Raw genomic sequence first — 24,179 nt, forward strand, 5'->3', positions numbered from 1 at the left:
CGCCCGCGACCTGAGCCCGCTACTGCGGCTGTCGGCCCTGGGGCGCCTCGATGTGCTGGACGACGCTGTCGGGGCCGGGGGACATCAGGTGTTCGTGGCCGTCGGGGAACCGGAGCCGGTACGGAGGAGCGCCCCCGTCCCCGAGAACCTCGATGATCTCTGCGATCCGGTCGTGCTGTCCCACGGTCCTGCCGTGCATCAGCAGCCGGTCGCCCGCGTGTGCCTCCATGGGGGTGACCTCCTCACGGGGTGGCGGTCCGCCTGTCCGTACGGTCAAGTCTAGGGTCTTTCGCCGACCGGGGCCGCTGGTGGATGCGCCGCCCGGTCCGCTGGGTGGCGGCGATGCACACCAGCACCGCGACCGCCGCGAGCGGAGCCGCCGCCGACACCTGCTCGCCGAGGAGCAGGACGGACCAGGCCAGCGTCAGCAGCGGCTGGGCGAGCTGGAGCTGGCTGGCCCGGGGGACCCCGATCCCGGCCATGCCCTTGTACCAGACGTACAGCCCGAAGAAGGTCGACCCGGCGGCCACCCAGGCCAGGCCGAGGACGCCGTGGGCGGTCAGGTGGACCGGCTCCAGCGGCAGGGCCACGGCGCTGCCGGCCACCGCGAACGGCAGGCAGAGCATCAGCGCCCAGCCGATCACCTGCCACCCCGGCATCACCCGGGCCAGCCGGCCCCCCTCGGCGTACCCGGCCGCGCACACCAGCAGCGCCCCGAAGAGATACAGATCGCCCGAGGTCAGGGCCCCGCCGCTCTGCTGCACGGTGAAGCCGATGACGACGGCGGCCCCGGCGAGGGCCGCGACCCAGAACGTACGGGAGGGGCGCTCCCCGGTGCGGAGGGACCCCAGCACGGCGGTCGTCAGCGGCAGCAGCCCCACGACCACGGCGGCGTGCGAGGTGGTGGAGGTCTGCAGCGCCAGGGTCGTCAGCAGAGGGAACCCCACCACCACACCGCCCGCCACCACCGCGAGCCCGCCCCAGTGGCGGCGCTCGGGCACCGGCGCCCGGACGGCCAGGAGGAAGCAGCCCGCGATGAGGGCGGCGAGCGTGGAGCGCAGGGCGACGAGGGACCAGGGGCCGAAGCTCTCCAGGCCCCAGGCGGTGGAGGGGAAGGTGAGCGAGAACGCCACGACGCCGAGCGAGGCGAGAAGCGTGCCACGGCGGGCGGGGGCCCTGAGGGTGGGCCGCGGTGCGTCGGGAGCCGGGGCTGCGGCCGGTGCCGAGGCGGTCTCCGTACCACCACCGACCGCTATCGTTCCGGAATCGGTAGCGCTATCCTGTGCTCTCATGCAAGAGCGTAGCAGCGTGGCCGAACTGGTCGCTTCCCTCCGTGCCGAACTCAACCGCTACTCACCCGGTGGAAAGCTTCCCTCCAGTCGCGCGCTCGTCGAACGCTTCCGGGTCAGCCCCGTCACCGTCTCCCGCGCCATCGCCCAGCTCGCCGCCGAAGGGCTCGTCACCACCCGCCCCGGCTCGGGGGCCTTCCGGGCGGAGCCCCGTGCCGAGGTGCCCGCCCCCGGGGACACGTCCTGGCAGGAGGTGTCGTTGAGCGGGGACGGCGGACCCGAGGTCGTGCCCCGTACGGTCGACGCCTCCGGAGTCCTGGCCACCCTCACCGCGCCACCGCCCGGGACCATCGAGTTCAACGGCGGCTATCTGCACGCCGGCCTCCAGCCCGAGCGGGCCCTCTCCGCCGCTCTGGCCCGGGCCGGCCGCCGCCCGGGGGCCTGGGGCCGACCGCCCACGGATGGACTGCCCGAACTGCGCTCCTGGTTCGCCCGCGAGATCGGCCCCGCCGTCCTCGGCGCGGACGTCCTGATCACCGCGGGTGGCCAGAGCGCCCTGGCCACCGCCCTGCGGGCCCTCGCCCCGCCCGGCGCCCCGGTCCTCGTGGAGTCCCCCACCTACCCCGGGATGCTCGCGGTCGCCCGCGCCGCGGGGCTGCGCCCGGTCCCGGTCCCGATGGACGCGGACGGGGTCCGGCCCGAGCTGCTCGCCGACGCCTTCCGCGCCACCGGGGCCCGGGTCTTCGTCACCCAGCCGCTCTTCCAGAACCCCACCGGGGCCACCCTCGCCCCCGCCCGCCGCCCCGAGGTCCTGGCGATCGCCCGGGCGGCCGGGGCGTTCGTCATCGAGGACGACTTCGCCCGCCGGCTGGTCCACGAGGACGCCGGACCGCTCCCGCCGCCCCTGGCCGCCGACGACCCCGACGGGGTGGTCGTCCATGTCTGCTCACTCACCAAGGTCACCTCACCCAGCCTCAGGGTCGGCGCCCTGGCCGCCCGGGGCCCGGTCCTCGAACGCCTGCGCGCCATCCAGGTCGTCGACAGCTTCTTCGTCCCCAGACCGCTCCAGGAAGCCGCGCTCGAACTCGTGGGCTCCCCGTCGTGGAGCCGCCACCTGGCCGCGGTCGCGTCGGAACTGCGCAGCCGCCGTACGGTGATGGCCACCGCCCTCCGCTCCGAACTGCCCGCCCTCGCCCTGCCCCAGGTCCCGGCGGGCGGCGGCAGCCTCTGGCTCCGGATCCCGGCGACCGGCGCGGGCACGGGACCCGACGAGGCGGCCATCGCCTCCGCCGCCCTGCGCGCCTCGGTCGCCATCGCCCCCGGCACCCCGTACTTCTGCGCCGAACCCCCGGCCGGACACGTACGGCTGAGTTTCGCCGCGGTCTCCGGAGCGGCCGAGATCGCGGAGGGCGTACGTCGGCTCCGTACGGCGTATGAGGGACTGCGGGGGCCGGGGGAGACGACCGGCGGCTGATCGCGGCCGCCCGGGAACGGGACCCGGTGGGCCCGGCAGCCGGTCCGCCGCGCGTCCGGTCGAACGGGTCCGCACACGCCCGCCACGGTCGGGGCGCGCCCGCCACGGTCCGCACCCGCCCGCCACGGTCGGGGCGCGTCCGGCAAGCGGTGCGCGCACCCGTCGAACGGTCCCAGCGCGCACCGAACGGCCCGCACACACCCGGGTGAACCACCCGCACACTCCGGTGAACGGCTGTGGCAAGCCAGGTTCCGACCGGTGCCCTCTTGACCGGACAGGCGTTCGGCACCACGATCCGGCCATGACGCATCCGGCCATGACGCAGCGGGTCACCCTGGTCGCGGCGGCGCGCACCTCGCCGCGCCTGGCCGAGCGCTTCGACGACGACCGGCCGCTCGACCACGCCGGCTGGTACGAGGTGCAGCGCGTCGCCCACACCCTGGTCCCGCTCGGGGCGGCCGAACTGCGGTACTGCTCACCGAGCCCGCGCAGCCGCGCCACCGCCGACGCGCTCGGCTACGCCCCGATGGCCCAGCCCGCCCTGCGCGACTGCGACATGGGCCGCTGGCGCGGGGCGACCCTGGCCGAGGTCGCCGCCCGGGAACCGGCCGCCGTCGACGCCTGGTTCGCGGACCCGGGCGGCGCCCCGCACGGCGGGGAACCGCTCCTCGCCTTCATCGGGCGGATCGGGGGCTGGCTGGACACCCGCCCGGTCTGCGACGGCTTCATCGTCGCGGTCGCGGAACCCGCCGTGATCAGGGCCGCCCTCGTCTACGCGCTGAACGCGCCGCCGACCGCGTACTGGAACGTGGACGTCCGCCCGCTCTCCACGATCACGCTCGCCGGCTCGCCCGGCCGCTGGAGCCTGAGCCTGGAGTCCGGCGTCCGCTGACCCGATCACGGCGGTCCCTCACCGGCATCCCTCCCTGAAGTCCGCCCCGGGCGGCATCCGGGCTCTTCCCTCCGGTCCGACCAGTCGGTACGTTGCAGGGGCATCGATCCCGCAACGCACCGGAGGGGGCCACGTGCCGCAGATCCACGGCCACTGCGACGACCGCTTCGCCCGGGTCCGGGAAGCCTTCGAGGAGAACTTCGCGGCCCGCGGCGAACTCGGCGCCGCCGTCACCGTCCTCCTCGACGGCCGGCCCGTGGCGGACCTCTGGGGCGGCTGGGCCGACGAGGCCCGCACCCGCCCCTGGGAGCGGGACACCCTGGTCAACGTCTGGTCCACCAGCAAGGGCCCCACCGCCCTCTGCGCCCACCTCCTCGCGGACCGCGGCCTGCTCGACCTGGACGCCCCCGTGGCCGCGTACTGGCCGGAGTTCGCGGCGGGCGGCAAGGAATCCGTCCTCGTACGCCATCTCCTCTCGCACCGCTCCGGGGTCGCCGGGATCGACGTACCGCACACGCTGGACGACCTGTACGACTGGGAGCTGACCTGCGCCCGGCTCGCCGCCACCACCCCCTGGTGGGAGCCGGGGACCCGGTCCGGCTACCACGCGATCTCGTACGGGTTCCTCGTCGGCGAGGTGGTCCGCCGGGTCGGCGGGATGCTGCCGGGGGAGTACCTGCGGCAGGAGATCACCGGACCGCTCGGGATCGACTTCACCTTCGGCCTCCCGGACAAGGAGACCCACCGGCTGGCCGAACTCGTCCAGGAGCGCGCCGACCGTGCCGCCCAGGCCGCGCTGCTGGCCCGGATGGAACCGGTCGCCGTCGCCTCCCTGCTCAACCCGCCCACCGGCCGGGCCGTCGCCAACACACCCGAGTGGCGCGCCGCCGAGATCCCCGCCGCCAACGGACACGGCACCGCCCGCGCGGTCGCCGCGCTCTACGGCGTCCTCGCCGGACGCGGCACCCTCGACGGCCGCCGGATCCTCTCCGAGCAGGCCGTCGAACGCGTCCGCGAGAGCCAGGGCGCCTGCCGCGACCTGGTCCTCGGTGACGCCTTCACCCACGAGACGGAGATCGCGCTCGGCCTCTGGCTGAGCGGCCGCAACCGCTCCTACGGGCCCAACCCGCGGGCGATGGGCCACGACGGCGCGGGCGGCTCCTGCGGACTGGCCGACCCGGAAGCCGGAATCGCCCTGGGGTGCGTCATGAACCGGATGGGTTCGGGCGTGGCCGACGACCCGCGGAAGAGGGCCCTGGTGGACGCGGTGTACGCCTCCCTCGGGGACGCCGCCCGCGGATGACCGGAGCGCGACGTTCCACACCGCTGACCCAACCCGGGTTTCACCTGCGGTTGCCAGGAATGTGAGGATGTCACCATGACAACCAAGGTCTACTTCGACATCACCATCGACGACGCGCCCGCTGGGCGGATCACGTTCAACCTGTTCGACGACGTCGTCCCCAAGACGACGGAGAACTTCCGCGCGCTCGCCACCGGTGAGAAGGGCTTCGGCTACGCCGGCTCGTCCTTCCACCGCGTCATCACGGACTTCATGCTCCAGGGCGGGGACTTCACCCGCGGCGACGGCACCGGCGGCAAGAGCATCTACGGCGAGAAGTTCGCCGACGAGAACTTCACGCTCAAGCACGACCGCGTGGGCCTGCTCTCGATGGCCAACGCCGGGCCGAACACCAACGGCTCGCAGTTCTTCATCACCACGGTGCTGACCCCGTGGCTGGACGGCAAGCACGTGGTCTTCGGCGAGGTCGCCGACGACGACAGCATGGCCCTGGTCCGCAAGATCGAGGCGCTCGGCTCCCCCAGCGGTCGCACCCGGGGCAAGGTCACCATCGCCGAGTCCGGCGTTCTCTGACCGAAGCGCGAGCCTTCGGGCCCGTGCACAGCGAGCCTCCGGGCCCGTACACACGGGAGCCCGGCCGACGCGACGGCGTCGGCCGGGCTTCCCGTTTCTCCGCGGCTCTCCTGGTGGGCCGCGGTCAGTCCGACCGGGCGGCCCGCTCCGCGTTGCGCTCCTTGATCCGGGCGGCCTCCTTGCGGACCTCCGCCTGGGTCGCCCGCTCCTTCTGGAGCCACTCGGGCATCTCGGCCTTGAGGGCGTCGATCTGCTCGGTGGTGAGGGCGTCGGTCACCCCGCCGCGGGCCAGCCCCGCGATGGAGACGCCGAGCTTCGCCGCGACGACGGGACGCGGGTGCGGCCCCCTCTGGCGCAGCTCGACCAGCCAGGCGGGCGGGTCGGTCTGGAGGGCGTTGAGCTCGGTGCGCGAGACGGCACCCTCCTGGAACTCGGCGGGGGTGGCCTGGAGGTACACACCCAGCTTCTTCGCCGCGGTGGCGGGCTTCATGGTCTGGGCGGTCTTGTGCGACGTCATGGGTCCAGGGTATCGACCACAGGACATACCTCCGACCACGGACCGGTAGCCTGAACCCGTGACAGGCTCGGACACACCCTCATCCTTCAGGCTCGCGTACGTACCCGGCGTGACGCCCACCAAGTGGGTGAGGGTCTGGCACGAGCGGCTGCCCGGCACCCCGCTGGAGCTGGTCCAGGTCCCCCCGGCCGACGCGGGCCGCCTGCTGGCGGACGGCGGCGCGGAGGCCGGACTCGTACGGCTCCCGGTCGACCGGGACGTCCTCAGCGCGATCCCCCTCTACACCGAGACGACGGTCGTCGTGGTTCCCAAGGACCACGCCGCCACGGCCGCGGAGGAGGTCACGCTCCCCGATCTGGCCGACGAGATCGTCCTGCACCCGCTCGACGACGTCCTGGACTGGGACACCCTCCCCGGACGCCCCGCCATCGAACGCCCGGCCACCACGGCGGACGCGATCGAACTGGTGGCGGCGGGCGTGGGCGTCCTCCTGGTCCCGCAGTCCCTGGCCCGCCTGCACCACCGCAAGGACCTCACCTACCGCCCGGTCCCGGAGGCCCCCGAGTCCCGCGTCGCCCTGTCGTGGCCGCAGGAGGAGCCGACCCCGGACCTGGTGGAGGAGTTCATCGGCATCGTCCGGGGCCGCACGGTCAACAGCACCCGGGGCCGGGCGGCCCAGCAGCAGGCGGCGAGGACCGAGCCCCGGCCGAAGCGCTCCGCCAAGCCGACGTCCGGCGGAAAGCAGCAGGGCAAGCAGAGCGGCAGGCAGCCCGGCTCCGGCCGCCGCGCGGGCGCCCCCAAGGGCGGCAGGACGGCGGGCAAACGCGGAAAGCCGCGCGGCCGGTAGCGGGGTGGCCGACAACGGGCCGCCACGGGGTTCCGCCGGGTGGCCAAGCGCGTCAAGAGGTTCCCGAAGGAGCCGGTCGGAGGAGGCCGTCGTCGACGCCTCACGGTCCTGGCGGTGACCGGTTTCACGGTCACCGCAGCGGCGACGGTCTCCCTCCTGCTCTGCGCCACCGGCCGCGACCGCCTGTGACGCGCGCCCGGAACTCGCTGGCCCCCCGGTGGCGGGATCCCTAGGCTGCCCCCATGGCCACCGCGAGAACCTCGTACGTCTGCCTCGCCTGCCGGGCGTCGTACAAGCAGTGCTACGACCCCACGAGGCAGCGGAGTTGCCCGCGCTGCGCCGAGCCGCTGATCCACGCGGGCTCGGCGTTCGCCCCGCCCCGTCGACGGGACACGGCGGCCTGGCGGACCCTCAGTGTGCTGCTGAACGCCGGTGTCGGCTTCCACAAGAGCTGCTGTGGCGGCCCCGGTTACCGCCCTCGCACGCTGCGGGAGGTCCGCGAACGGATGACGTACGCCGGGCGCAGCGGCGAACCGGTCGCCAGGGCCCTGGTGCGCTACGACGTGCCCTGACGCAGCGTCAGTTCTTCACGGCCTCGACGATCCGCTGGGCCACCTGAGTAGGCGTCAGGCGCGTGGTGTCGATCACCTCGGCGTCGGCGTGCAGCCAGGTGCGAGCCGCTTCGGCGTACGGCTCCAGGTGTTCGAGGCGGAACGCGGAAGGGCCCATGTCCGGATCGCCCTCGATCCGGCCCCGCAACGTGGCCTGGTCGGCGTGGAGCACGAAGTGCCGTACAGGGATGGCGTGTTGATGGAGGCCCGCGCTGATCTCCCGCCAGTACTCCTCGACCAGGACCGTCATCGGCATCACCAGGGTGCCGCCGGTGTAGTCGAGTACGCGACGGGCGGTCTCGACCACGAGCGTCCGCCACGGCGGCCAGTGCTGGAAGTTGCCCAGGGCGGGCAGCCCGGGCTTGATGTCCATGAGTGCTTCCCCGACCTTCTCGGCGTCGAACACGCGTGAATCCGGCAGCAGTTGCTGCACGAGCGCGCTGGTCGTCGTCTTGCCCGCGCCATGGGTGCCGTTCAGCCATACGATCATGCGCCTCAGGCTAGGGCCTGGAGCGCATCCGACGCCGAGCCGGGATCAGAAGAACCACACGACGAGCCGCACATGCTCCGCCCCATGGAGTTCCCCGAGCGTCCGCATCACCGCCGATACCGGACCCCGGCCGCTCCCGTCCCCGGCGACCGACCCCCGGCTCCGGGCCCCGGAGTCGTCCGTCTCCCGCCATTCGGCGGAGGCGAGTTCGGCCCGGGTGATCCAGGTCGTGCCGTGGGTGTCGGGGGATTCGCCGTACGCGGCGTAGTCGACCCGCAGCGCCTCGGATGCGTCGCCCGGGAATCCGCGGCCCTCGGCCAGTGGGCGGAAGCCGAACGAGTTCCGGACGCCGAACAGGCGGGCGAGCGCGGTGTAGGCGTTGCCGTTGTTGAGGAGGAAGAGGTCGATGGCGCCCTGCCATCCGGAATCCTCGTCGTCAGGACCCCGGAGACGCGCACCCGGCCGGCACTCCGCGGAGTTCAACGGCGGGCCCGCGCTGCTGGGCGGTTGCGCCTGCTGCCCCGGGCCGGCCGACACGTCGGAACGTGCGACGGCCGGCTGCCGAGCAGCGTGTGGTCGGTCCAGCTGTGGAACCGTCCGTCGACCGCCGCGTCGACCAGGTCCAACGCCGCGTCGGGGGCGACCCCCAAGGGCTGAGGAGCCAGGTGTGACCGAGACTTCTAGTTGGCACATCTCGGCCTGAGCCGTGCAGGTCAGGCTCGCTCGGAGAATTCTTGTTGGCACAACCCGAGCGGGATAGTTGGCACTCAAGGGCGCCGATGATCACTGTGCGTAATTGCCGACGGTGCTGGTGATGAGGATCTGTGAAGTCGGCCAGTGCTGCTCTTCGTTCCCCAGCCGGTTGCTGCCGGCAACGATGGCCGGGGCCGCCCGTGCTGTGTCCGGTTCCTCGGGAGTCGTGTGGCGGCCGACCTCGTGAACGATGCCTGAGCTGTCCCGGGTGCGCGTATCGGCCTTCGCTCGGAATCGGCGTCATGAAATCATCAGGCGATGACCGAACCGAGCAGCGACGACAGCCGCACCTTCCGGCGCGAGACCGAGCTGGTCGTCAACGAGATCGCACAGGGGCTGCGCCCGTTGGACGCTGGTGTGAGCTGGTTCTCCCGCCTCGCCCCGACACGCCAGCAGATGGTTCTGCGGGAAGTCGCTGGCTATGCGATGCAGACGCACATAACAGCTGTGGACGGCCGTGTGGGGGTGGCGCGATCCGGTGTGAAGCCCACCGCTAACCCCTCGGTGATGATCTGCATGGACCCGCCCCGCTACGGGTTCGCGGACCTGCCCTCCGCCGAACACGTCAACGCGTTCCGCGTCCTCGTTTCGGTGTTCGCCGTTGCTGACAATCGCCGCCGCGAGACGTACTGCAAAGGCGCCTGCGGACATGCGTGGCACAACCTGCCGTCGGCAACCGAGCAGCCGTAGCATCGGCCATTCCGGCTCTGGCTGGGCTGGCTATCGGATGGCACTCCCCGGGTGGCACCCGTCCGCGGGTTAGCGCGCTGCGGGCAGGGTGAAATGTGAGCAGGTCTGGAGAACCCCTGAGCACCGGGTGGGGAAAATCAAGGTGCTGTCCGCACTTTCGTGAACGATTTCTCAGCACCCTCTCTGCTGGCCGGTCGGTACGATCGACGGGTGATGGACGAACCTGTGATGGAGCTGTCAGACGGTGAGGACCGCCGCGTCTGGGAGTGCTTCTACGAGAAGTTCAGCTTCCAGCCGAGCACGCGTCCGTCCAAATGGCCAGCCATCAAAGAGCCCGGTGCGTCAGTTACATGGAGTCTGGCGACGCTTCCCGACGAACCTGACTACGAGCGTCTGGACCGCCTGGTCGCCGTCGTCGAGCAGGGACTGTCCTCCTGCGTGGGCCCGTCAGGCACTCTGTTCGCCCTCGACTGGCAGCACCCGTCGTACCGCTTCGCACCGCAAGAGGTGGGCGGTCCTGGTCAACCGGCCTGGCCGTTGAGCCCGTATCCCGACGGTGACTACTACATCTTCCTTACAGAGGACTTCCGCATAGGCAGCTTCGGACACCCTTGGGAAGAGTCTCTCTGCCTGTTCGGTGAGGAACTTCTCGACGTCGCGGCCACGGAGGTCGACAAGGTTCTTGGCTTGCCGATCCGCAGGTCAGGCAAGGCGGTAGGCCCGGCCTGAGACTGGACCGGGCTCAGTTGATGCCGATCTGCCCAGCTCCCGAGTCGATGTCCCGGGCAAGTCGCCGCGCGTAGGTGGCGAGGACTCGGCGGAGGTCCGCGTAATGAGGCAGTGGGTCGGAGCGCGAGAACTGGAACCATGTGGTGTTCCGCCGCGCGGCCCACTGTTGCTGGATCTCGGTGGGTTGTGCGGCTTCGAGCGGGCGGGGAGCGAAGAGGTGCTCGCCTCGCGTGACCAGCGTCCAGACGAATACCGAGGCGTTCTGGCGCTTGCGGTCATCAGTCCGGGGGCGGAACTGGACGAGCGTGGGCGGAAGTTCGCTGACCAGCGCATTCCATGCGTCGATGCCGAGTACCCACTCCTGGAGCGCTTCGCGCCTGCGCCGGTAGTCAACGAGTGGTTGACGTGCTGATTGCAGTTCGGAGGCAAGAGCGCGGAGAGCCCTGTCGAATTCAAGAGGGTTGCAGCCTGTTCGCCCTGAGCGCCGGGTCTCGCGTGCCGAGAGTAGGTGGGTCTGGACGGGGGCGATCCCGAGGAATCGCGCGGCGTCGTCATAGGTTCCGCCCATGGTCCACTGGACCAGCCGGACGGCGGCGGCCCTGCGCACGGACTTGACTTCTGAGCCCGCGCAGGTGGCCAGGAAGCGCTGATACCAGTCGGGCTCCAGAAACGCCGGGATGTGCTCGGGTTGGTAGTAGCCGCTTCGGAGTGGTCCTCGTGTGCCTCTGCGGCCGTTGACCCGGGGAAACGTCCGAGTCACGGGTTCAGCGACCTGGCGGAGTCGCTCAGAGCAGTCGTTCTTGTGCTTGTCGTAGAGAACGGCCCATGGTGTTCGGCTCGACGGGCTGCCGAAGGCCGCGCGCGTGAGATCCGAGATGAGGTCAGGCAGGTCGTCTCTCGAGAGCAGGCGATCTGCGGCCATGAGCAGAGCTCCGCAGGTGACGGGGTCGCGCGGTGGCGTGTCGTGGATTTGCAGGTTGCGCCTCCCGCCAGGAACGACACGCGGGTCCTGCAAGTGGGAGTCGATTCGCTCAGCGGTGTTGGCGTCGAGGAGGCTCCGGCTGTGAGGCCATGTCGCGATGATCAGTGCGGTCGCCAGCCGGAGATCGGTGAAGTACTCGGATGCGTCCGTGGTTCGAGTGGGCGATATCAGGCGGCCCCGGAGGGACTTCTGGAAGCGGAGGATATCCGCAGTCGGTCGGGGCCGGTCACGTCCCGAGACGGTGAGATCGAGTCTGCCGGCGCAGGCGAAGGACTTCCTCCTCGGCGTCTGCGCGTCGACCGTCCACCGGCATTGCGCTGGATGCAGCGTGTGGTCGTTGGCTCGTTGAATCAGAGCTCCTCCTGCCTCGTGCGGCTGACCGCAGTGCGGGCATGCGGTCTGCAAGTAGATCCGATGCTCGGTGCAGGCGAAGACGATGGGCAGGTGCCAGAGCTTGAGCCAGGGCCCGCCGTGCAGTTGCTGGACCGTGCTGCCATCGCCCGCCAGGCAGGACGGGCAGAAGCGGGGCGAGCCGACGTAGAGCCATGCGTCCGGCCTCATCAAGCGCCCCGGGCCGGGCAGGGACCGGGCGATCGGCGGGTAGCGGTCCCGCCACTGCGCCAGCGTCAGAGCGGAGACCTCCCTAGCCGTCTGTCCCGTGAGCCGGGCGAAGGCTTCGGCTCGGGGCTTGGAAAGGTCCAGCAGCAGACTGCCGGGGAAGTGATTGGGGTTGCCCTGCTTGATCCAGTCCGCCGCGCGAATCAGGTGGAGAGGCGAGAGGTCGAGACGATGCCCGAGCCGCAGCAGATAGCTGACCAGGGACTCTCCAGACAGAGTGTCGAGGCTCCGGGGCAGTGGATGCATCGTGGCATCACCCGTCAGGCGCCCGCCCGGGCAACCGGGCCAGAATCATCGAAAACGGTGTTCCGCGGGCGCTTCGCCGGCCTGGTCTTCTTGTCAGCGGTCGGCGGGGCGGCTGGGATCACGGGCTCGTCCGGCGCTTGCTCGGGCGCGTCCCGCCTGAGCACGATCTCGTCCAGCACACTCTCGTCGATCAGTTCCTTCCCGGACTCCATGGCCTCCTGGGCACCGTCCTCGAGCAGGCGCCCCAGCAGACCGACGACCCCACCGGTGCGACGCATCAAGTACTCAGGCATGGTGCCGCCGGTGAGCATGCCCGCCTTCGCGTTGAGGAGCCGCAGGTGCTGTTCGATTCCCTCCAGATGATCGACGAAGGCCCGGATCTGCTTCGCCGTGGTGTAGCGGAAGCGGTCGATCTCGATGAGCTCGAAGCGGTGCTCGGTCTGGGTGATCTCCAGATCGTGGATGCGGGTCGATTCCAGCGGCGGCATTTCCCACTGCTGGGTCTTCTTGTTCCACCTGGCCTCGCGAAGCAGCCCGGTGCCGGGGATGTTGACGCCGGTCAGGATCAAGGTGACGTCCAGGCTCATGAAGGCCCGCATCAGGTCGAGGACGTCCTGGTCGTCGGCTCTGTGCATCCGTAGTCGGCTGATGTCTTCCAGGATCAGCGCCTTGACGCCGTGGTCGTGCAGGGAGTCAGAGACCTGCCGTACCAGTTCCGGCAGCGTGGCCGACTTGCGGGTCTGGGCCCGGAAGAAGCCCAGGATGGATGCGCAAAGGCTCTTCGGGGTCGCGGTTACCGGGGTCGAGACATAGACGACCGGTGCATGGAGGTCCCGAGTGCCCGGAACAGCCGCGGGGTTGAGAGAGCTGTGCAGCTCCAGCCACTGGGCTTCGAAGACGGCCCCGGCCGAGCAGACAGACGCGGTCTTGCCGTAATTGCCCCAGCCGCTGATCATGACGCCGGCGCGGGTCGGGTCGTTCTTCTTTCTGGTGTTGCCGCTCAACCGGCGTCGGATCAGCCTGCCGACCTTGTCGTGCATGGGGGTGTCCTGCAGCGGGAGGTTCGCGTTCGTCAGCTCTCGGTAGAGGTCGTAGTCGTACTGGCGGCTCGCGGGAAGCATTGACCACTGCTTCGGCGAGATCACGGAGGCAGGTACGAGTAGATCGCAGTGGGTGCGGTAGTGCTGCCAGCCGGCGTAGGTGTCGAGGGACGGGCGGCTGCTCAGGATCAACTCGGCGATCCTGGCCCGTGAAGGCAGGCCCTCCACCGAATCGTCGTGAGAGAGAGCCTGGGTCACGTTTCGTCCTCCCTGACGGTTGAGTCGGCTTCCGGGCCGTCGGGAGGCGGAAGCCGGAACATGCGGCGTCGGTTCAGGGCCGCGTGCAGTGTTGCTGGAGCGACGGGCCTGGTGTCGGCGAGTGCTTCCTCGCGTCGTCGGCGCCGGTCGGCGTCGACCGCGTGGTCGATCGTGCGAGCGTGCTCGGCCCAGACCGCGGGCATCTCGGCCGGAGCCTGCTCGACTTCGGCGGCCGGGGCGGCGGGGCGGTCGGCCGCTGCGGCCTGCGCTCGGGTGATCTCGCGCGCCTGGGCGACGCGCCGCTTCTTCCCAGCCTTCTTTTTGGCCTGGCTGGGCCACTGGTCAACGGGGGTGACCGAGCCGAGGATCCCGAGCAGATGCTCCAGGAGCTCGCTCTCGGAGTGGATCCTGATGTTGTTCGCCCTCACGTGCGTCAGGAGGGCGTCGGCAGTCTTGTCCGAGAAAGCGGGGATCTCACCTTCGGGCGGCAGCCCTCGCCAGCGCAGGATGTGCCAGGTTTCGTGGTCGGCAGGGTCCTGGAAGAACACCTGCCGGCGGTCCCTTCGGTCACTGCGGACCACCCACTGGCCCGCGTGCTTGCCGCCCCGGGCGGAGGGCTGCAGGAAGCGCGGCTCGTCGAGGACCGGGTGGTGATACCAAAGCCCGACGATCTTCACCCCGCGACGCGGATGGATCTTCACGTGATGCTTGCGCAGGACCTTGTAGAAGAAGCTCGGTTCGGGGAAGTCCAGGTCGAAGCCACCCTGTTCCATCGCCGCAGCGAACAGGGTGCTGGGACTGTGATCCTCACCCGGCGCCCAACTCGGTGCATATTCGCCTAGTTTGCGGTTCTGCCAGATCTGGACGATCCAAGTCGCGATGAGGTGCTCGGCCTGCGCGAGCGTGAGGCTCGCATCGCGTTCCGGGTCGGCCCCGCGGTCGGCGACGTCACCGCCGGTAAAGCCCAGCAGGTGCTCGAAGAGCATGGTCTGGACGGTGAGGAACTGGCGCTCGACCGCGAACTTGTCGGTCTGCCGCAGGACACGGGCAGGCAGGATCCGGCAGCCGATCTCCCGCTCGGCCTCCACCAGGTCGTGGTTCTTGTAGGGGCCGCCGTGGTCGGTGGTGACCGTCTCCGGGGCGAAGAACGGCAGAGCGGCGACCTTGTGCCCGGTGAACTCGGCGATCACGTCGGCCGGGACCCCGGCGTAGGGCCATTCCATGTCCTCGCCCCAGCCCTCCCGCATCGGAAGGGGCAGCATCACGTCCCGCAGCAGCATCGCGATGTCGACCGAGGTGTCGGACTGCAGCGTGAGCCGGAAGGCCGGCAGCCCGTGCGTGTAGAGATCGAGCGCGAGGGTCAGCGTCGCGGTGACCGCGTCGCCGAACACGGTCTCGCGCAGCTTCACCGGCATCGGCGTCGAGTCCGCACCAGGACCTGGCCCGGGCGGTGGACCACCATCCGGCCCGAAACGCCGACTTCCGCGGCGGCCTGCGCTGTCCGCCCGTAGCGCGGCCGGGCGCCCCCAGGCCCGAACCATTCCTCCCAGACGTCCGCGAACGTCCAACGGGAAGGGATCTTCTCGGCCGGAAACGCCGGAAACCGCTCGCGCATGTACTGGTGCATCAACCGGTGCCGGGCGGCCAGACTCAGGCGGGCGCGTTCCCCGCACTCGGCCTTGACCGCGAAGATCGCCTCACGGACCTCCTCGGTGACGCTGCGGTGGCCACTGCGTCGCCGGGTCCAGCGTCCGTCCGCGCAGGCCAGCAGGAGACTGCCACCCGCGAGTCCCGACAGACGCTCCAGCGTCCGGAAACTGAGGTGCTGCAGACCGAGCCGGACCGCCTCCGGCCGGGGCATCGCCTTCATCTCCGCCGCCTTCGCGTGCCGCCGCTGGGTCAGCGTCGTGCGGTCCGGGTCGTAAGCCGGGCGAGGCTCTCCGGGCAGGGCCCGAGCCGGGTGCCCCTCCCGGAACCCCGTCTCGGCTTCCAGCACATGCGCGGCCCGCAGCCGGGCCCGTTCCAGCTGGTCCTCGGTCAGGTCGGCCAGTGTCCTCGGCTGCCGGGAGACCGGCGCCGGCCGCCCCGGCCCTTCGGCCGCCGGAAGGAGCCGCAGGTCGGCATGGTTGATGAGCCAGCGGAACGAGCGGGTCTCAGCGTGACCGCCGCCATCCACGAGCACGAGCCGACCGTACTGGCCGTGGACATCCTCAACCGTCCACTCGACACCGTTGAGCGCGACCCGCCTGCCCGGCGCGACCTGCAAAAATCCCCTCGCCGCCATCACACCCCCCAGATCAGCGAGCTGTCGCGCAAGGGACTGCCCAGATCGACGCCGAGCTCGCGCTGCCAGAGCAGCCGGACGATGTTGGCCCGGCCGACGGAAGGCACGCTGGTCGCGTCCGCCAGCGCGGAGAACGTCATCACGCGCCCCTCCTGGCCACCGATGATCGTGAGCAGCTGGTCCCGCATGCCCAGCAGATCCCTCACCGGCCGACGACGCGATGACAAGTGGTCAAGGACGCTCCAGACGTGCGGGCGCCAGCCCGCGATCACCGAGTATTGCCAGCCGCAAGCCGCCGCCATCTCCCTGGCCGCCGCGAACTTCAGCGCGTCCTCGTCCTTGATCAGTCCCATCGGGCGTACGTCCATCAGCCAGATCCCGCCGCCGCTCACGGCCAAGTAGTCCGGGATGTGCCAGGACGATCCGCTCTTGTGCGCGAAGTCCAGCCGGAAGGGCTGCGACAGCACCTCCGAGGCCCCCAGGAAGTCCAGCGCGACCAGCAGCCGCATCTCCTCCAGCGACTCGAAGCCGTGCCCCCTGCCCGTGGACGCCATCACCTCCAGGCCGGGACGATGCCGCTGCTTCGCCCGCCATGTGAACCCCCGCATCGGCCGCGACGACAGCACCGGAACATGAGCCACGTCGCGGACCGGCCAGCAGACTTCACCGGCACCCACCCGCCACGTCGAACTCCACCGACAGATCCAGCCATCCGCGAGATCGAGTTGATCCCGAAATGCGGCATCCCCGCTGTACCCCGCGACAAGCTCATCGAGGCGACTCGAGTCCGACCGGATCCTTGGCCTGGCTACCTCGCTCACTCACCCAGAGCATCACCACCAGCATGGCGACAGGGCCCGATCTTCGGAACTGATCACAACTGTGACTTAGCGCTGCAATTTGGCCCCTGTGGCAACCCGAACGCTCAGCGGCGGGACCGAGGGCTCGGCGTTCGGGGATCAGTTGCCGGCCAGGCCCCATGCATCGAGCCCGCCGTAGATATGCGCCCTCAGGCAGTGGGGGGCGCTGAAGCCTGAGGCTTCGCCGCGGTAGATGGCGATAAGCGAGTCCTTGCCCCGCCACCAGGTGTCAGCGAGTCCCTGGACTTCGGGTACCGGCTCGAATCCGTCGAGGTTCAGGTCCTCGACGGCGCTGCCTTTGATCTTCGTGATGGTCTTGGCCCAGTAGCCCGCGTGGCTGGCCAGTGCCAGGGCTTCCACCCATCCCTCTGTGCTGGCGTGCAGCGGCGTCCAGTGGTCAGCGTCGATCCCGAACTCACCTCCTGGCCCGATCATGAACCCGTGGGCCATGGAGACACGACAGTCGCCAGCCGGGAACCGCCATCCGTTCGCGGCTGAGCCCTCCGGGGCATCGGCTTCCAGAACGCGCGGGCCGCCCTCGTATTCGGGGGCCGGGGGCAGGGCGAGACCGCCCCAGCGCTCTTGGAAGGCGACAGCCCGGTCGATCTCGGCATCCGGAATCCCTTGCTTGAGCCATGCCTCCCGGAAGAGCTTGAGGTCGCGGTGTGGAACACGCAGCCCGTGTCCCTCAACGAAGTAACGAGCTCGCCGGCTCAAGCCCTCAGGCGCCTGAGGAATCACCGGCACTCGGGGGTCCGCCGTCACGGTTGCTGCCCCCCGCATGGAGAGGTCGGTGCGGCCGGGTGCGGCGGTGCCGACGGCTGCTGAGCGCTGGACCAACGGACAGGGGCGCCGCCGGGGCCGCCGGTGAGCCAGGAACCGTCGCCCAGAGGCACCAGCTCGTACGGGTTGCTCGCCTCAACGGTGAACTCGCCGCTGAGGGTGCCCGTGCGTACGTCGACCAGGTGGTGACGGAACCACTCCTCCTCGTCCTGACTCTCACCGCCGAGGGTGACGATGGCCGTGTCCTCGCTCAGGTAGCCGCCGCTCCATTCCACGAAGGACTCCTCCGGGTCGTACCCGAAGGCTTCGACAGGGAAGGTGAAGAGCACGTCCCCGTTGGGGTGGTCATGGAAGGCGACGTCCGCCTGCCCGTGGTCCACGGTCATGAACTGACGCCCGGACGGAGCCAGGTCGATCAGGCAGCGGTCCTGCCACGGGTACGTCACGAACTCCGGCTCGCTGTCCACCCCAACCGTGCCCCGGAGAATGACAGAGCCGTCCTGGCCCTCACCGATGTCGAGGTAGGTGCTGCCGTCCACGGGATGCACGTGGTGGGAGGCGCCGTGCCCGACCGTCTCCAGCTCGCAGCGGGCGAGAACCGCACCGTTGTCGGCATCGTGCACGACCCACTGGTCCCCGCCCCCGCGGCCCGCCATCGCGTCCGGCCGGTAGACCCACACCGTCCGACCGTCCCGCGACAGCACACAGTTAGGCCGGTGGCCATGGCGTACGTCAGAGCGCGGTTCGAAGTCCGAGGCCCACATGAGGTCGCCGGCGCGCGTAAGGCAGACGACCTCGTTCAGCGTCGTGTACACGACCCGCTCCAAATCCTGCCGGACCACCGACGCTACGACCTCCTCGCCATCCCGCGGTTGGAAAACCGCTGTGGGCTCCAGCGTCCCGTAGACGCCGGAGCCCACAACGTAGGCGTGGATCCGCCCGTCGCGGAGACGCGTGATGACCTTCGGTGGCGGCTCAGGAATCATCCGCCGTCGCGGAGACGCGTGATGACCTTCGGTGGCGGCTCAGGAATCATCCGCTGAGGCTAACGCCCAGCTCAGGAACCTCAAGAGCCGGGGCGGTGGGTGCCCGAGTCGGGTAGTCGGGCCGAGCACGGTAGTTGGCCGACCGGTTGCTCAGAACAAGGAGTCCCAGAGGACCTCTTCCGGGTCAGGTTCTTCTGGGTGGAGCATGCAGCGTCTGCAGCGCAGGAGTCCTGGTTCGTTAGCGCCCGAGGCGGCGCTCATCCACGGCAGGGCCTCCATGGCGTGTGCGCGCTCGTTGTCGGCGAGGGTGTCGACGGCCCGGCGGAGTTCCTCCGGTGCGGATTGGTCGGTGAGGCAGAGCCAGCCGACCGCCGCCGACAGACGGACTTCGGGGGCCTCCGCTCGGTCGTGCCACCGTTCGCGCAGCCACCTGACAGTCGGCGGGTACGGGTGGGCCCGGGTGATCTCGGCGGCGGCCAGGAGCAGGGCGGCGCGGACCGTGGCGTCGCCTTCGGTGGCGAATCCGTTGGCCAAGGCAGTCCGGATGGTGTGGGCGGGGTCGGCGGCGGTCGCCAGGACGTAGGCGGCGTCGACGCGGACGGTGGGGTCGGAGTCTCCAAGAAGGGGCAGGAGCGCGGTGGTGGCGGTGGTGATCGCGGCTCGGGCGGCGGCCACCGACCAGCCGGCCGGGTAGCCGGTCACCTCGTAGCCGTAGTCGTCGTGGGTATCGGGGGCGTGGCGCCGGGGATCGTTGCGGTGGAGGAGGAATTCCTCGCGAGAGGCGACGCCGTGGTGCCTGGCACGGACGGGGCCGGAGAGGACTGCGAGGGCGGCAGTGCGGTGTGGGTGGTGGGCGTTGATGGCGAGGGGAATGAGGAACGGCACGGCAAGGGCAGCGGCGGCCCGGCTGTCGTCGGCGCACAGGCCCCACAGCACACCCGTCGCATCCACGACCGGTTCGCCGCCAGCGCGCAGGAGGGAAACCGCCTCCCGGACGTCGTACCCATGGGGGAAGTTACCCCACGGGACGGCATCCAAGTCCAAGGCCTGTCGAGGCTCGGGCAGGATGCTGGCCACCGCCGCCCGCACGTCGAACGGACCCCCCGAGAACGAGGCCAGGTCCGCCCCGTCCGTCACTTTCCGACACATCTCGAACGTCGGATCGGTCCGCCAGTCCACGTCACACCCCAACTGTCGAATCCCCGGAACTTGATCATGGCTGGCCCGGCGGCCCACCGGAAGCCTCTCGGCGGTGATCCAGCGGCTCGTACGGGGCCACCCATCATGCACAGGGGCCAACCGGAATGCTCAAGGGCCACCTACCGAGCTCAGTCACAGGCAGGCACAGGCTAGCTGCAACGTTCAAGGGCCAACGAGAGCGCCAAGTCTCAACAACGCAGCGTTACCGAAGCAAGATCCGCCAACTACTACGCTCGTCCGCCAAGCAAAAATCTCGGTCGCACCAGGTTCCCACGTCGACAGGTCACCCCTGATTGCATAAAAGTGCGGCACTGCGTATAGTCATGCCATCAACGAGGAGGGTTCCGATGGCGGTACGCGCAGCAGTCGCAGGGGCGAGTGGATACGCCGGTGGTGAGCTGCTCCGACTCCTGCTGGCGCACCCCGGAGTCGAGATCGGGGCGCTCACCGGGCACTCCAACGCGGGCCAGACCCTCGGCTCGCTCCAGCCGCACCTGCGGCCGCTGGCCGACCGGGTGCTGGAGCCCACCACCGCCGAGGTGCTGGCCGGGCACGACGTCGTCTTCCTGGCGCTCCCGCACGGGCAGTCCGCCGCCGTCGCCGAGCAGCTCGGGGACGAGGTCCTCGTCGTCGACATGGGGGCCGACTTCCGGCTGAAGGACGCGGGGGACTGGGAGGCGTTCTACGGGCCCCCGCACGCCGGGACCTGGCCCTACGGGCTGCCCGAGCTGCCGGGCGGGCGGGACGCGCTCGCCGGGGTGAAGCGGATCGCCGTGCCGGGGTGCTATCCGACCGCCGTCTCGCTCGCGCTCTTCCCGGCGTACGAGGCCGGTATCGCCGAGCCGGAGGCCGTCGTCGTCGCCGCGTCCGGGACCTCCGGGGCGGGCAAGGCGGCCAAGCCGCATCTGCTCGGCTCCGAGGTGATGGGCAACATGACCCCGTACGGCGTCGGCGGCGGCCACCGCCACACACCCGAGATGATCCAGAACCTCAGCGCCGCCGCCGGGCAGCCGGTCACCGTCTCCTTCACGCCCACTCTCGCCCCCATGGCGCGCGGCATCCTCGCCACCTGCAGTGCCAAGGCGACGGCGGGTGTGAGCGCGGAGAGCCTGCGGGCGGTGTACGGGAAGGCGTTCGCGGGGGAGCCGTTCGTCGACCTCCTGCCCGAGGGGCAGTGGCCCGCCACGGCCTCCGTGTACGGCTCCAACGCCGTCCAGGTCCAGGTCGCGTACGACCCCGCCGCCGGGCGGATCGTCGTCGTCGCGGCCATCGACAACCTCGCCAAGGGCACCGCGGGAGGCGCCCTCCAGAGCATGAACATCGCCCTCGGGCTGCCCGAGGACACCGGACTCACGACGGTCGGAGTCGCACCGTGAGCGTCGAGCGCGCAGCCACCGGGCTGCCGAGGGCCACGAAAGCCGCGCCGCCGCGCTGCGCGGTCGGAGAAGCGAACAAGGAGATGCAGTGAGCGTCACGGCAGCACAGGGATTCTCGGCGGCGGGCATCGCCGCGGGGATCAAGGAGAGCGGTAACCCGGACCTGGCCCTCGTGGTCAACCACGGGCCGCGTCGCGCCGCCGCGGGCGTCTTCACCTCCAACCGGGTCAAGGCCGCCCCCGTGCTCTGGTCGGAGCAGGTCCTCAAGGGCGGCGCGGTCTCCGCCGTCGTCCTCAACTCCGGTGGCGCCAACGCCTGTACGGGACCCAAGGGGTTCCAGGACACCCACGCCACGGCCGAGAAGGCGGCCGAGGTGCTGGAGGGCCACAGCGCGGGCGAGGTCGCCGTCGCCTCCACCGGGCTCATCGGCATCCTGCTCCCCATGGACAAGCTGCTCCCGGGCATCGAGCAGGCCGCCGCCGCCCTCAGCGAGCACGGCGGCGAGAAGGCCGCCATCGCCATCAAGACCACCGACACCGTCCACAAGACCGCCGTCGCGGGCGGCGAGGGCTGGACCGTCGGCGGCATGGCCAAGGGCGCCGGCATGCTCGCACCGGGCCTCGCCACCATGCTCGTCGTCCTCACCACCGACGCCGACGTGCCCGCCCCGCAGCTGGACGCCGTCCTCCGCGAGGCCACCCGGACCACCTTCGACCGGGTCGACTCCGACGGCTGCATGTCCACCAACGACACCGTGCTGCTGCTCGCCTCCGGCGCCAGCGGCATCACCCCGGAGCAGGACGCGTTCGCCGAGGCCGTACGGGCCGTCTGCGACGACCTCGCCCGGCAGCTCATCGGGGACGCCGAGGGCGCCTCCAAGGACATCCGGATCGAGGTGATCAACGCGGCCACCGAGGACGACGCCGTCGAGGTCGGCCGCTCCATCGCCCGCAACAACCTGCTCAAGTGCGCCATCCACGGCGAGGACCCCAACTGGGGCCGGGTCCTCTCCGCCATCGGCACCACGCAGGCCGCCTTCGAGCCGGACCGGCTCAACGTCGCCATCAACGACGTCTGGGTCTGCAAGAACGGGGGAGTGGGCGAGGACCGCGACCTCGTCGACATGCGCTACCGGGAGGTCAGGATCACCGCCGACCTCGCCGCGGGCACCGAGTCCGCCGTCATCTGGGCCAACGACCTCACCGCGGACTACGTCCACGAGAACAGCGCGTACAGCTCATGAGCACGGCGCGGAAGCACACCGCACTCCCGAAGGCGCAGACCCTCATCGAGGCGCTGCCCTGGCTGACCCGGCACCACGGCAAGACGGTCGTCATCAAGTTCGGCGGCAACGCCATGATCGACGAGGAGCTGAAGGCCGCCTTCGCCCAGGACGTCGTCTTCCTGCGCCATGCCGGTCTCAAGCCCGTCGTCGTGCACGGCGGCGGCCCCCAGATCAGCGCCCAGCTCGACAAGCAGGGCCTGGTCAGCGAGTTCAAGGCGGGGCTGCGGGTCACCACGCCCGAGGCGATGGACGTCGTACGGATGGTCCTCGCCGGACAGGTCCAGCGCGAACTCGTCGGCCTCCTCAACCAGCACGGCCCCCTCGCCGTCGGCATGACCGGCGAGGACGCCCACACCATCACCGCCACCCAGCACCGGCCCACCATCGACGGCGAGTTGGTCGACATCGGCCGGGTCGGGGAGATCACCGCCATCGACACCGGGGCCATCCAGGCGCTCCTGGACGACGGCCGCATCCCCGTCGTCTCCTCCATCGCCCGCTCCGCCGACGACCACCACGTCTACAACGTCAACGCCGACACCGCGGCCGCCGCGCTCGCCGCCGCCCTGAACGCCGAGACACTGATGGTGCTCACCGACGTCGAGGGGCTGTACGAGGACTGGCCCAACAGCGACGACGTCATCAGCCGCCTCACCGCGAGCGAGCTGGAGAAGCTGCTGCCCGAGCTGTCCAGCGGCATGGTCCCCAAGATGCAGGGCTGCCTCCACGCCGTACGCAACGGCGTGGAGACCGCCCGAGTCATCGACGGCCGGGTCCAGCACTCCATCCTGCTGGAGATCTTCACCGACGAGGGGATCGGCACGATGGTCGTGCCCGACGCTCCCGTCGCCGTACACACAGGTCCTGAACTGGGGGAATCATGACGACCGGCACCGGATCCGAGACCGGACTCACCGCGCGGTGGCAGGGCGCGCTGATGGACAACTACGGCACCCCCCGCCTGCCCCTCGTCCGCGGCGAGGGCGCGCACGTCTGGGACGAGGACGGCACCCGCTACCTCGACTTCGTCGGCGGCATCGCGGTCAACGCCCTCGGCCACGCCCACCCCGCCGTCGTCGAGGCCGTCTCCACCCAGATCGGCTCCCTGGGCCATGTGTCGAACCTCTTCATCGCCGAGCCGCCCGTCGCGCTCGCCGAACGGCTGCTCCAGCTCTTCGGCCGTCAGGGCCGGGTCTTCTTCGCCAACTCCGGCGCGGAGGCCAACGAGGCCGCGTTCAAGATCGGCCGGCTCACCGGGCGCACCCACATGGTCGCCACCGACGGAGGCTTCCACGGCCGGACGATGGGGGCGCTCGCGCTCACCGGCCAGCCCGGCAAGCAGGAGCCCTTCCTCCCGCTGCCCGGTGACGTCACCCATGTCCCCTACGGGGACGTGGACGCCCTGCGCGCGGCCGTCACCACCGACACCGCACTGGTCATCGTCGAGCCGACGCAGGGCGAGAACGGGGTCGTCGTCCCGCCCAAGGGCTACCTGGAAGCCGCCCGCGAGATCACGCGCGCCACCGGCACCCTCCTCGTCCTGGACGAGGTGCAGACCGGGATCGGCCGCTGCGGCCAGTGGTTCGAGCACCAGGCCCACCAGGGCGTCGAGCCGGACATCGTCACCCTCGCCAAGGGGCTCGGCGGCGGGCTGCCGATCGGTGCGACCGTCGCCTTCGGCCCGGCCGCCGACCTGCTGAAGCCCGGCCACCACGGCACCACGTTCGGTGGCAACCCGGTCGCCTGCGCCGCCGGACTCGCCGTCCTGGACACCCTCGCGGCCGACGGCGTGCTCGACCAGGTCAAGCGGCTCGGGGAGAGGATCCGCGACGGTGTGGAGGCGCTGGGACACCCGCTGGTCTCCCATGTCCGCGGCAGCGGCCTGCTGCTGGGTATCGTGCTCACCGGACCCCTCGCACCGCAGGTGCAGCAGGCGGCCCAGGGAGCCGGCCTCCTGGTGAACGCGCCCGCCCCCGATGTCGTACGGCTCATGCCGCCGCTGATCATCGGTGACGCGGAGGTGGACGCGTTCCTGGAGATCCTGCCGGGCGCTCTCGACGCGGCACACGGGGACGGACGATCCGGAGCATGAC

General features: G+C 70.7%; 26 protein-coding genes. 13 read left to right on the plus strand and 13 right to left on the minus strand.

All coding sequences use genetic code 11. The features are described from left to right. Nucleotides 1-19 precede the first annotated feature (19 nt). Both AC0682_RS01095 and AC0682_RS01100 read right to left on the minus strand, forming a co-directional pair. Nucleotides 20-229 (minus strand): DUF1918 domain-containing protein, encoded by a 210-nt coding sequence (locus tag AC0682_RS01095; RefSeq protein WP_478530378.1) that lies wholly within the window; start codon nucleotides 227-229, stop codon nucleotides 20-22. A gap of 13 nt (nucleotides 230-242) precedes the next feature. After that, a complete protein-coding gene (locus AC0682_RS01100; RefSeq protein WP_478530380.1) occupies nucleotides 243-1,292 on the minus strand; it encodes a DMT family transporter in 1,050 nt (349 codons plus the stop codon). Between AC0682_RS01100 and AC0682_RS01105 the strand changes: the two genes are divergently transcribed. The 4 genes from AC0682_RS01105 to AC0682_RS01120 all read left to right on the plus strand — a co-directional run bounded on the left by AC0682_RS01105 (nucleotide 1,291) and on the right by AC0682_RS01120 (nucleotide 5,531). Then, nucleotides 1,291-2,763 (plus strand): aminotransferase-like domain-containing protein, encoded by a 1,473-nt coding sequence (locus AC0682_RS01105; RefSeq protein WP_478530382.1) that lies wholly within the window; start codon nucleotides 1,291-1,293, stop codon nucleotides 2,761-2,763. The genes AC0682_RS01100 and AC0682_RS01105 overlap by 2 nt on opposite strands. 316 nt (nucleotides 2,764-3,079) lie before the next feature. Beyond that, complete coding sequence (locus tag AC0682_RS01110) at nucleotides 3,080-3,655, plus strand: histidine phosphatase family protein (RefSeq protein WP_478530501.1); 576 nt, start codon at nucleotides 3,080-3,082, stop codon at nucleotides 3,653-3,655. Nucleotides 3,656-3,788: 133 nt separating this feature from the next. Beyond that, nucleotides 3,789-4,958 carry a serine hydrolase domain-containing protein gene (locus tag AC0682_RS01115; RefSeq protein WP_478530383.1) on the plus strand — a complete coding sequence of 390 codons (1,170 nt, stop codon included), beginning with the start codon at nucleotides 3,789-3,791 and terminating at the stop codon, nucleotides 4,956-4,958. Nucleotides 4,959-5,033: 75 nt separating this feature from the next. Continuing rightward, a complete protein-coding gene (locus tag AC0682_RS01120; protein WP_478530385.1) occupies nucleotides 5,034-5,531 on the plus strand; it encodes a peptidylprolyl isomerase in 498 nt (165 codons plus the stop codon). A gap of 124 nt (nucleotides 5,532-5,655) precedes the next feature. Here AC0682_RS01120 and AC0682_RS01125 read toward each other — a convergent pair whose 3' ends face one another. Then, entirely contained in the window at nucleotides 5,656-6,048 is a 393-nt protein-coding gene (locus AC0682_RS01125; protein WP_478530387.1) for a DUF5997 family protein, read from the minus strand. Between the two features lie 58 nt (nucleotides 6,049-6,106). Here AC0682_RS01125 and AC0682_RS01130 point away from each other — a divergent pair, with 58 nt between their 5' ends. From AC0682_RS01130 to AC0682_RS01140, 3 genes are read left to right on the plus strand one after another with little or no spacing between them, the layout of a single operon-like run. Further along, nucleotides 6,107-6,895: a LysR family substrate-binding domain-containing protein gene (locus AC0682_RS01130; protein ID WP_478530389.1), complete on the plus strand. Its 789-nt coding sequence runs from the start codon at nucleotides 6,107-6,109 to the stop codon at nucleotides 6,893-6,895. Between the two features lie 39 nt (nucleotides 6,896-6,934). Continuing rightward, entirely contained in the window at nucleotides 6,935-7,084 is a 150-nt protein-coding gene (locus AC0682_RS01135) for a hypothetical protein (protein ID WP_478530391.1), read from the plus strand. Nucleotides 7,085-7,137: 53 nt separating this feature from the next. Further along, entirely contained in the window at nucleotides 7,138-7,467 is a 330-nt protein-coding gene (locus AC0682_RS01140; RefSeq protein WP_478530392.1) for a deoxyxylulose-5-phosphate synthase, read from the plus strand. Between the two features lie 7 nt (nucleotides 7,468-7,474). Here AC0682_RS01140 and AC0682_RS01145 read toward each other — a convergent pair whose 3' ends face one another. Together AC0682_RS01145 and AC0682_RS01150 are read right to left on the minus strand one after the other, a co-directional pair. Further along, nucleotides 7,475-7,996: an AAA family ATPase gene (locus AC0682_RS01145; protein WP_478530393.1), complete on the minus strand. Its 522-nt coding sequence runs from the start codon at nucleotides 7,994-7,996 to the stop codon at nucleotides 7,475-7,477. Nucleotides 7,997-8,041: 45 nt separating this feature from the next. Then, a complete protein-coding gene (locus tag AC0682_RS01150) occupies nucleotides 8,042-8,533 on the minus strand; it encodes a hypothetical protein (RefSeq protein ID WP_478530394.1) in 492 nt (163 codons plus the stop codon). A 474-nt stretch (nucleotides 8,534-9,007) separates the two neighbouring features. Here AC0682_RS01150 and AC0682_RS01155 point away from each other — a divergent pair, with 474 nt between their 5' ends. Next, entirely contained in the window at nucleotides 9,008-9,439 is a 432-nt protein-coding gene (locus tag AC0682_RS01155; protein WP_358758980.1) for a DUF5958 family protein, read from the plus strand. 213 nt (nucleotides 9,440-9,652) lie between these two features. After that, the gene (locus AC0682_RS01160; protein WP_478530502.1) at nucleotides 9,653-10,168 is read left to right on the plus strand and encodes a DUF2716 domain-containing protein; all 516 of its coding nucleotides are present in this window, start codon (nucleotides 9,653-9,655) and stop codon (nucleotides 10,166-10,168) included. Between the two features lie 13 nt (nucleotides 10,169-10,181). Here AC0682_RS01160 and AC0682_RS01165 read toward each other — a convergent pair whose 3' ends face one another. The 8 genes from AC0682_RS01165 to AC0682_RS01200 form a co-directional block, all read right to left on the minus strand. Continuing rightward, entirely contained in the window at nucleotides 10,182-12,014 is a 1,833-nt protein-coding gene (locus AC0682_RS01165) for a TniQ family protein (RefSeq protein WP_478530395.1), read from the minus strand. 14 nt (nucleotides 12,015-12,028) lie between these two features. Next, nucleotides 12,029-13,312 carry a TniB family NTP-binding protein gene (locus tag AC0682_RS01170; RefSeq protein WP_478530396.1) on the minus strand — a complete coding sequence of 428 codons (1,284 nt, stop codon included), beginning with the start codon at nucleotides 13,310-13,312 and terminating at the stop codon, nucleotides 12,029-12,031. Continuing rightward, nucleotides 13,309-14,721: a hypothetical protein gene (locus tag AC0682_RS01175; protein WP_478530397.1), complete on the minus strand. Its 1,413-nt coding sequence runs from the start codon at nucleotides 14,719-14,721 to the stop codon at nucleotides 13,309-13,311. The genes AC0682_RS01170 and AC0682_RS01175 overlap by 4 nt, the downstream gene beginning before the upstream one ends. Beyond that, nucleotides 14,718-15,494, minus strand: coding sequence for a hypothetical protein (locus tag AC0682_RS01180; protein ID WP_478530398.1), 777 nt, complete (start codon nucleotides 15,492-15,494; stop codon nucleotides 14,718-14,720). Before AC0682_RS01180 ends, AC0682_RS01175 begins: the two co-directional genes overlap by 4 nt. A 101-nt stretch (nucleotides 15,495-15,595) precedes the next feature. Beyond that, nucleotides 15,596-16,150 carry a hypothetical protein gene (locus tag AC0682_RS01185; protein ID WP_478530399.1) on the minus strand — a complete coding sequence of 185 codons (555 nt, stop codon included), beginning with the start codon at nucleotides 16,148-16,150 and terminating at the stop codon, nucleotides 15,596-15,598. Between the two features lie 405 nt (nucleotides 16,151-16,555). Continuing rightward, nucleotides 16,556-17,221, minus strand: a complete 666-nt coding sequence (locus AC0682_RS01190; RefSeq protein ID WP_478530400.1) for a hypothetical protein — start codon at nucleotides 17,219-17,221, stop codon at nucleotides 16,556-16,558. Then, entirely contained in the window at nucleotides 17,218-18,225 is a 1,008-nt protein-coding gene (locus tag AC0682_RS01195; protein ID WP_478530401.1) for a hypothetical protein, read from the minus strand. The genes AC0682_RS01190 and AC0682_RS01195 overlap by 4 nt, the downstream gene beginning before the upstream one ends. 150 nt (nucleotides 18,226-18,375) lie before the next feature. Then, nucleotides 18,376-19,176: a hypothetical protein gene (locus AC0682_RS01200; RefSeq protein WP_478530402.1), complete on the minus strand. Its 801-nt coding sequence runs from the start codon at nucleotides 19,174-19,176 to the stop codon at nucleotides 18,376-18,378. 596 nt (nucleotides 19,177-19,772) lie between these two features. Between AC0682_RS01200 and argC the strand changes: the two genes are divergently transcribed. From argC to AC0682_RS01220, 4 genes are all read left to right on the plus strand, one after another. Further along, the gene (gene argC / locus AC0682_RS01205; protein WP_478530403.1) at nucleotides 19,773-20,801 is read left to right on the plus strand and encodes an N-acetyl-gamma-glutamyl-phosphate reductase; all 1,029 of its coding nucleotides are present in this window, start codon (nucleotides 19,773-19,775) and stop codon (nucleotides 20,799-20,801) included. Between the two features lie 88 nt (nucleotides 20,802-20,889). Then, on the plus strand, nucleotides 20,890-22,044 hold the full coding sequence (gene argJ / locus AC0682_RS01210; RefSeq protein ID WP_478530404.1) for a bifunctional glutamate N-acetyltransferase/amino-acid acetyltransferase ArgJ: 1,155 nt from the start codon (nucleotides 20,890-20,892) through the stop codon (nucleotides 22,042-22,044). Beyond that, nucleotides 22,041-22,970, plus strand: a complete 930-nt coding sequence (gene argB / locus AC0682_RS01215; RefSeq protein ID WP_478530405.1) for an acetylglutamate kinase — start codon at nucleotides 22,041-22,043, stop codon at nucleotides 22,968-22,970. Before argJ ends, argB begins: the two co-directional genes overlap by 4 nt. Next, nucleotides 22,967-24,178, plus strand: a complete 1,212-nt coding sequence (locus AC0682_RS01220) for an acetylornithine transaminase (protein ID WP_254812956.1) — start codon at nucleotides 22,967-22,969, stop codon at nucleotides 24,176-24,178. The genes argB and AC0682_RS01220 overlap by 4 nt, the downstream gene beginning before the upstream one ends. Nucleotide 24,179: the final 1 nt, after the last annotated feature.

The sequence above is a fragment of the Streptomyces sp. NPDC043746 genome, from assembly GCF_056436485.1.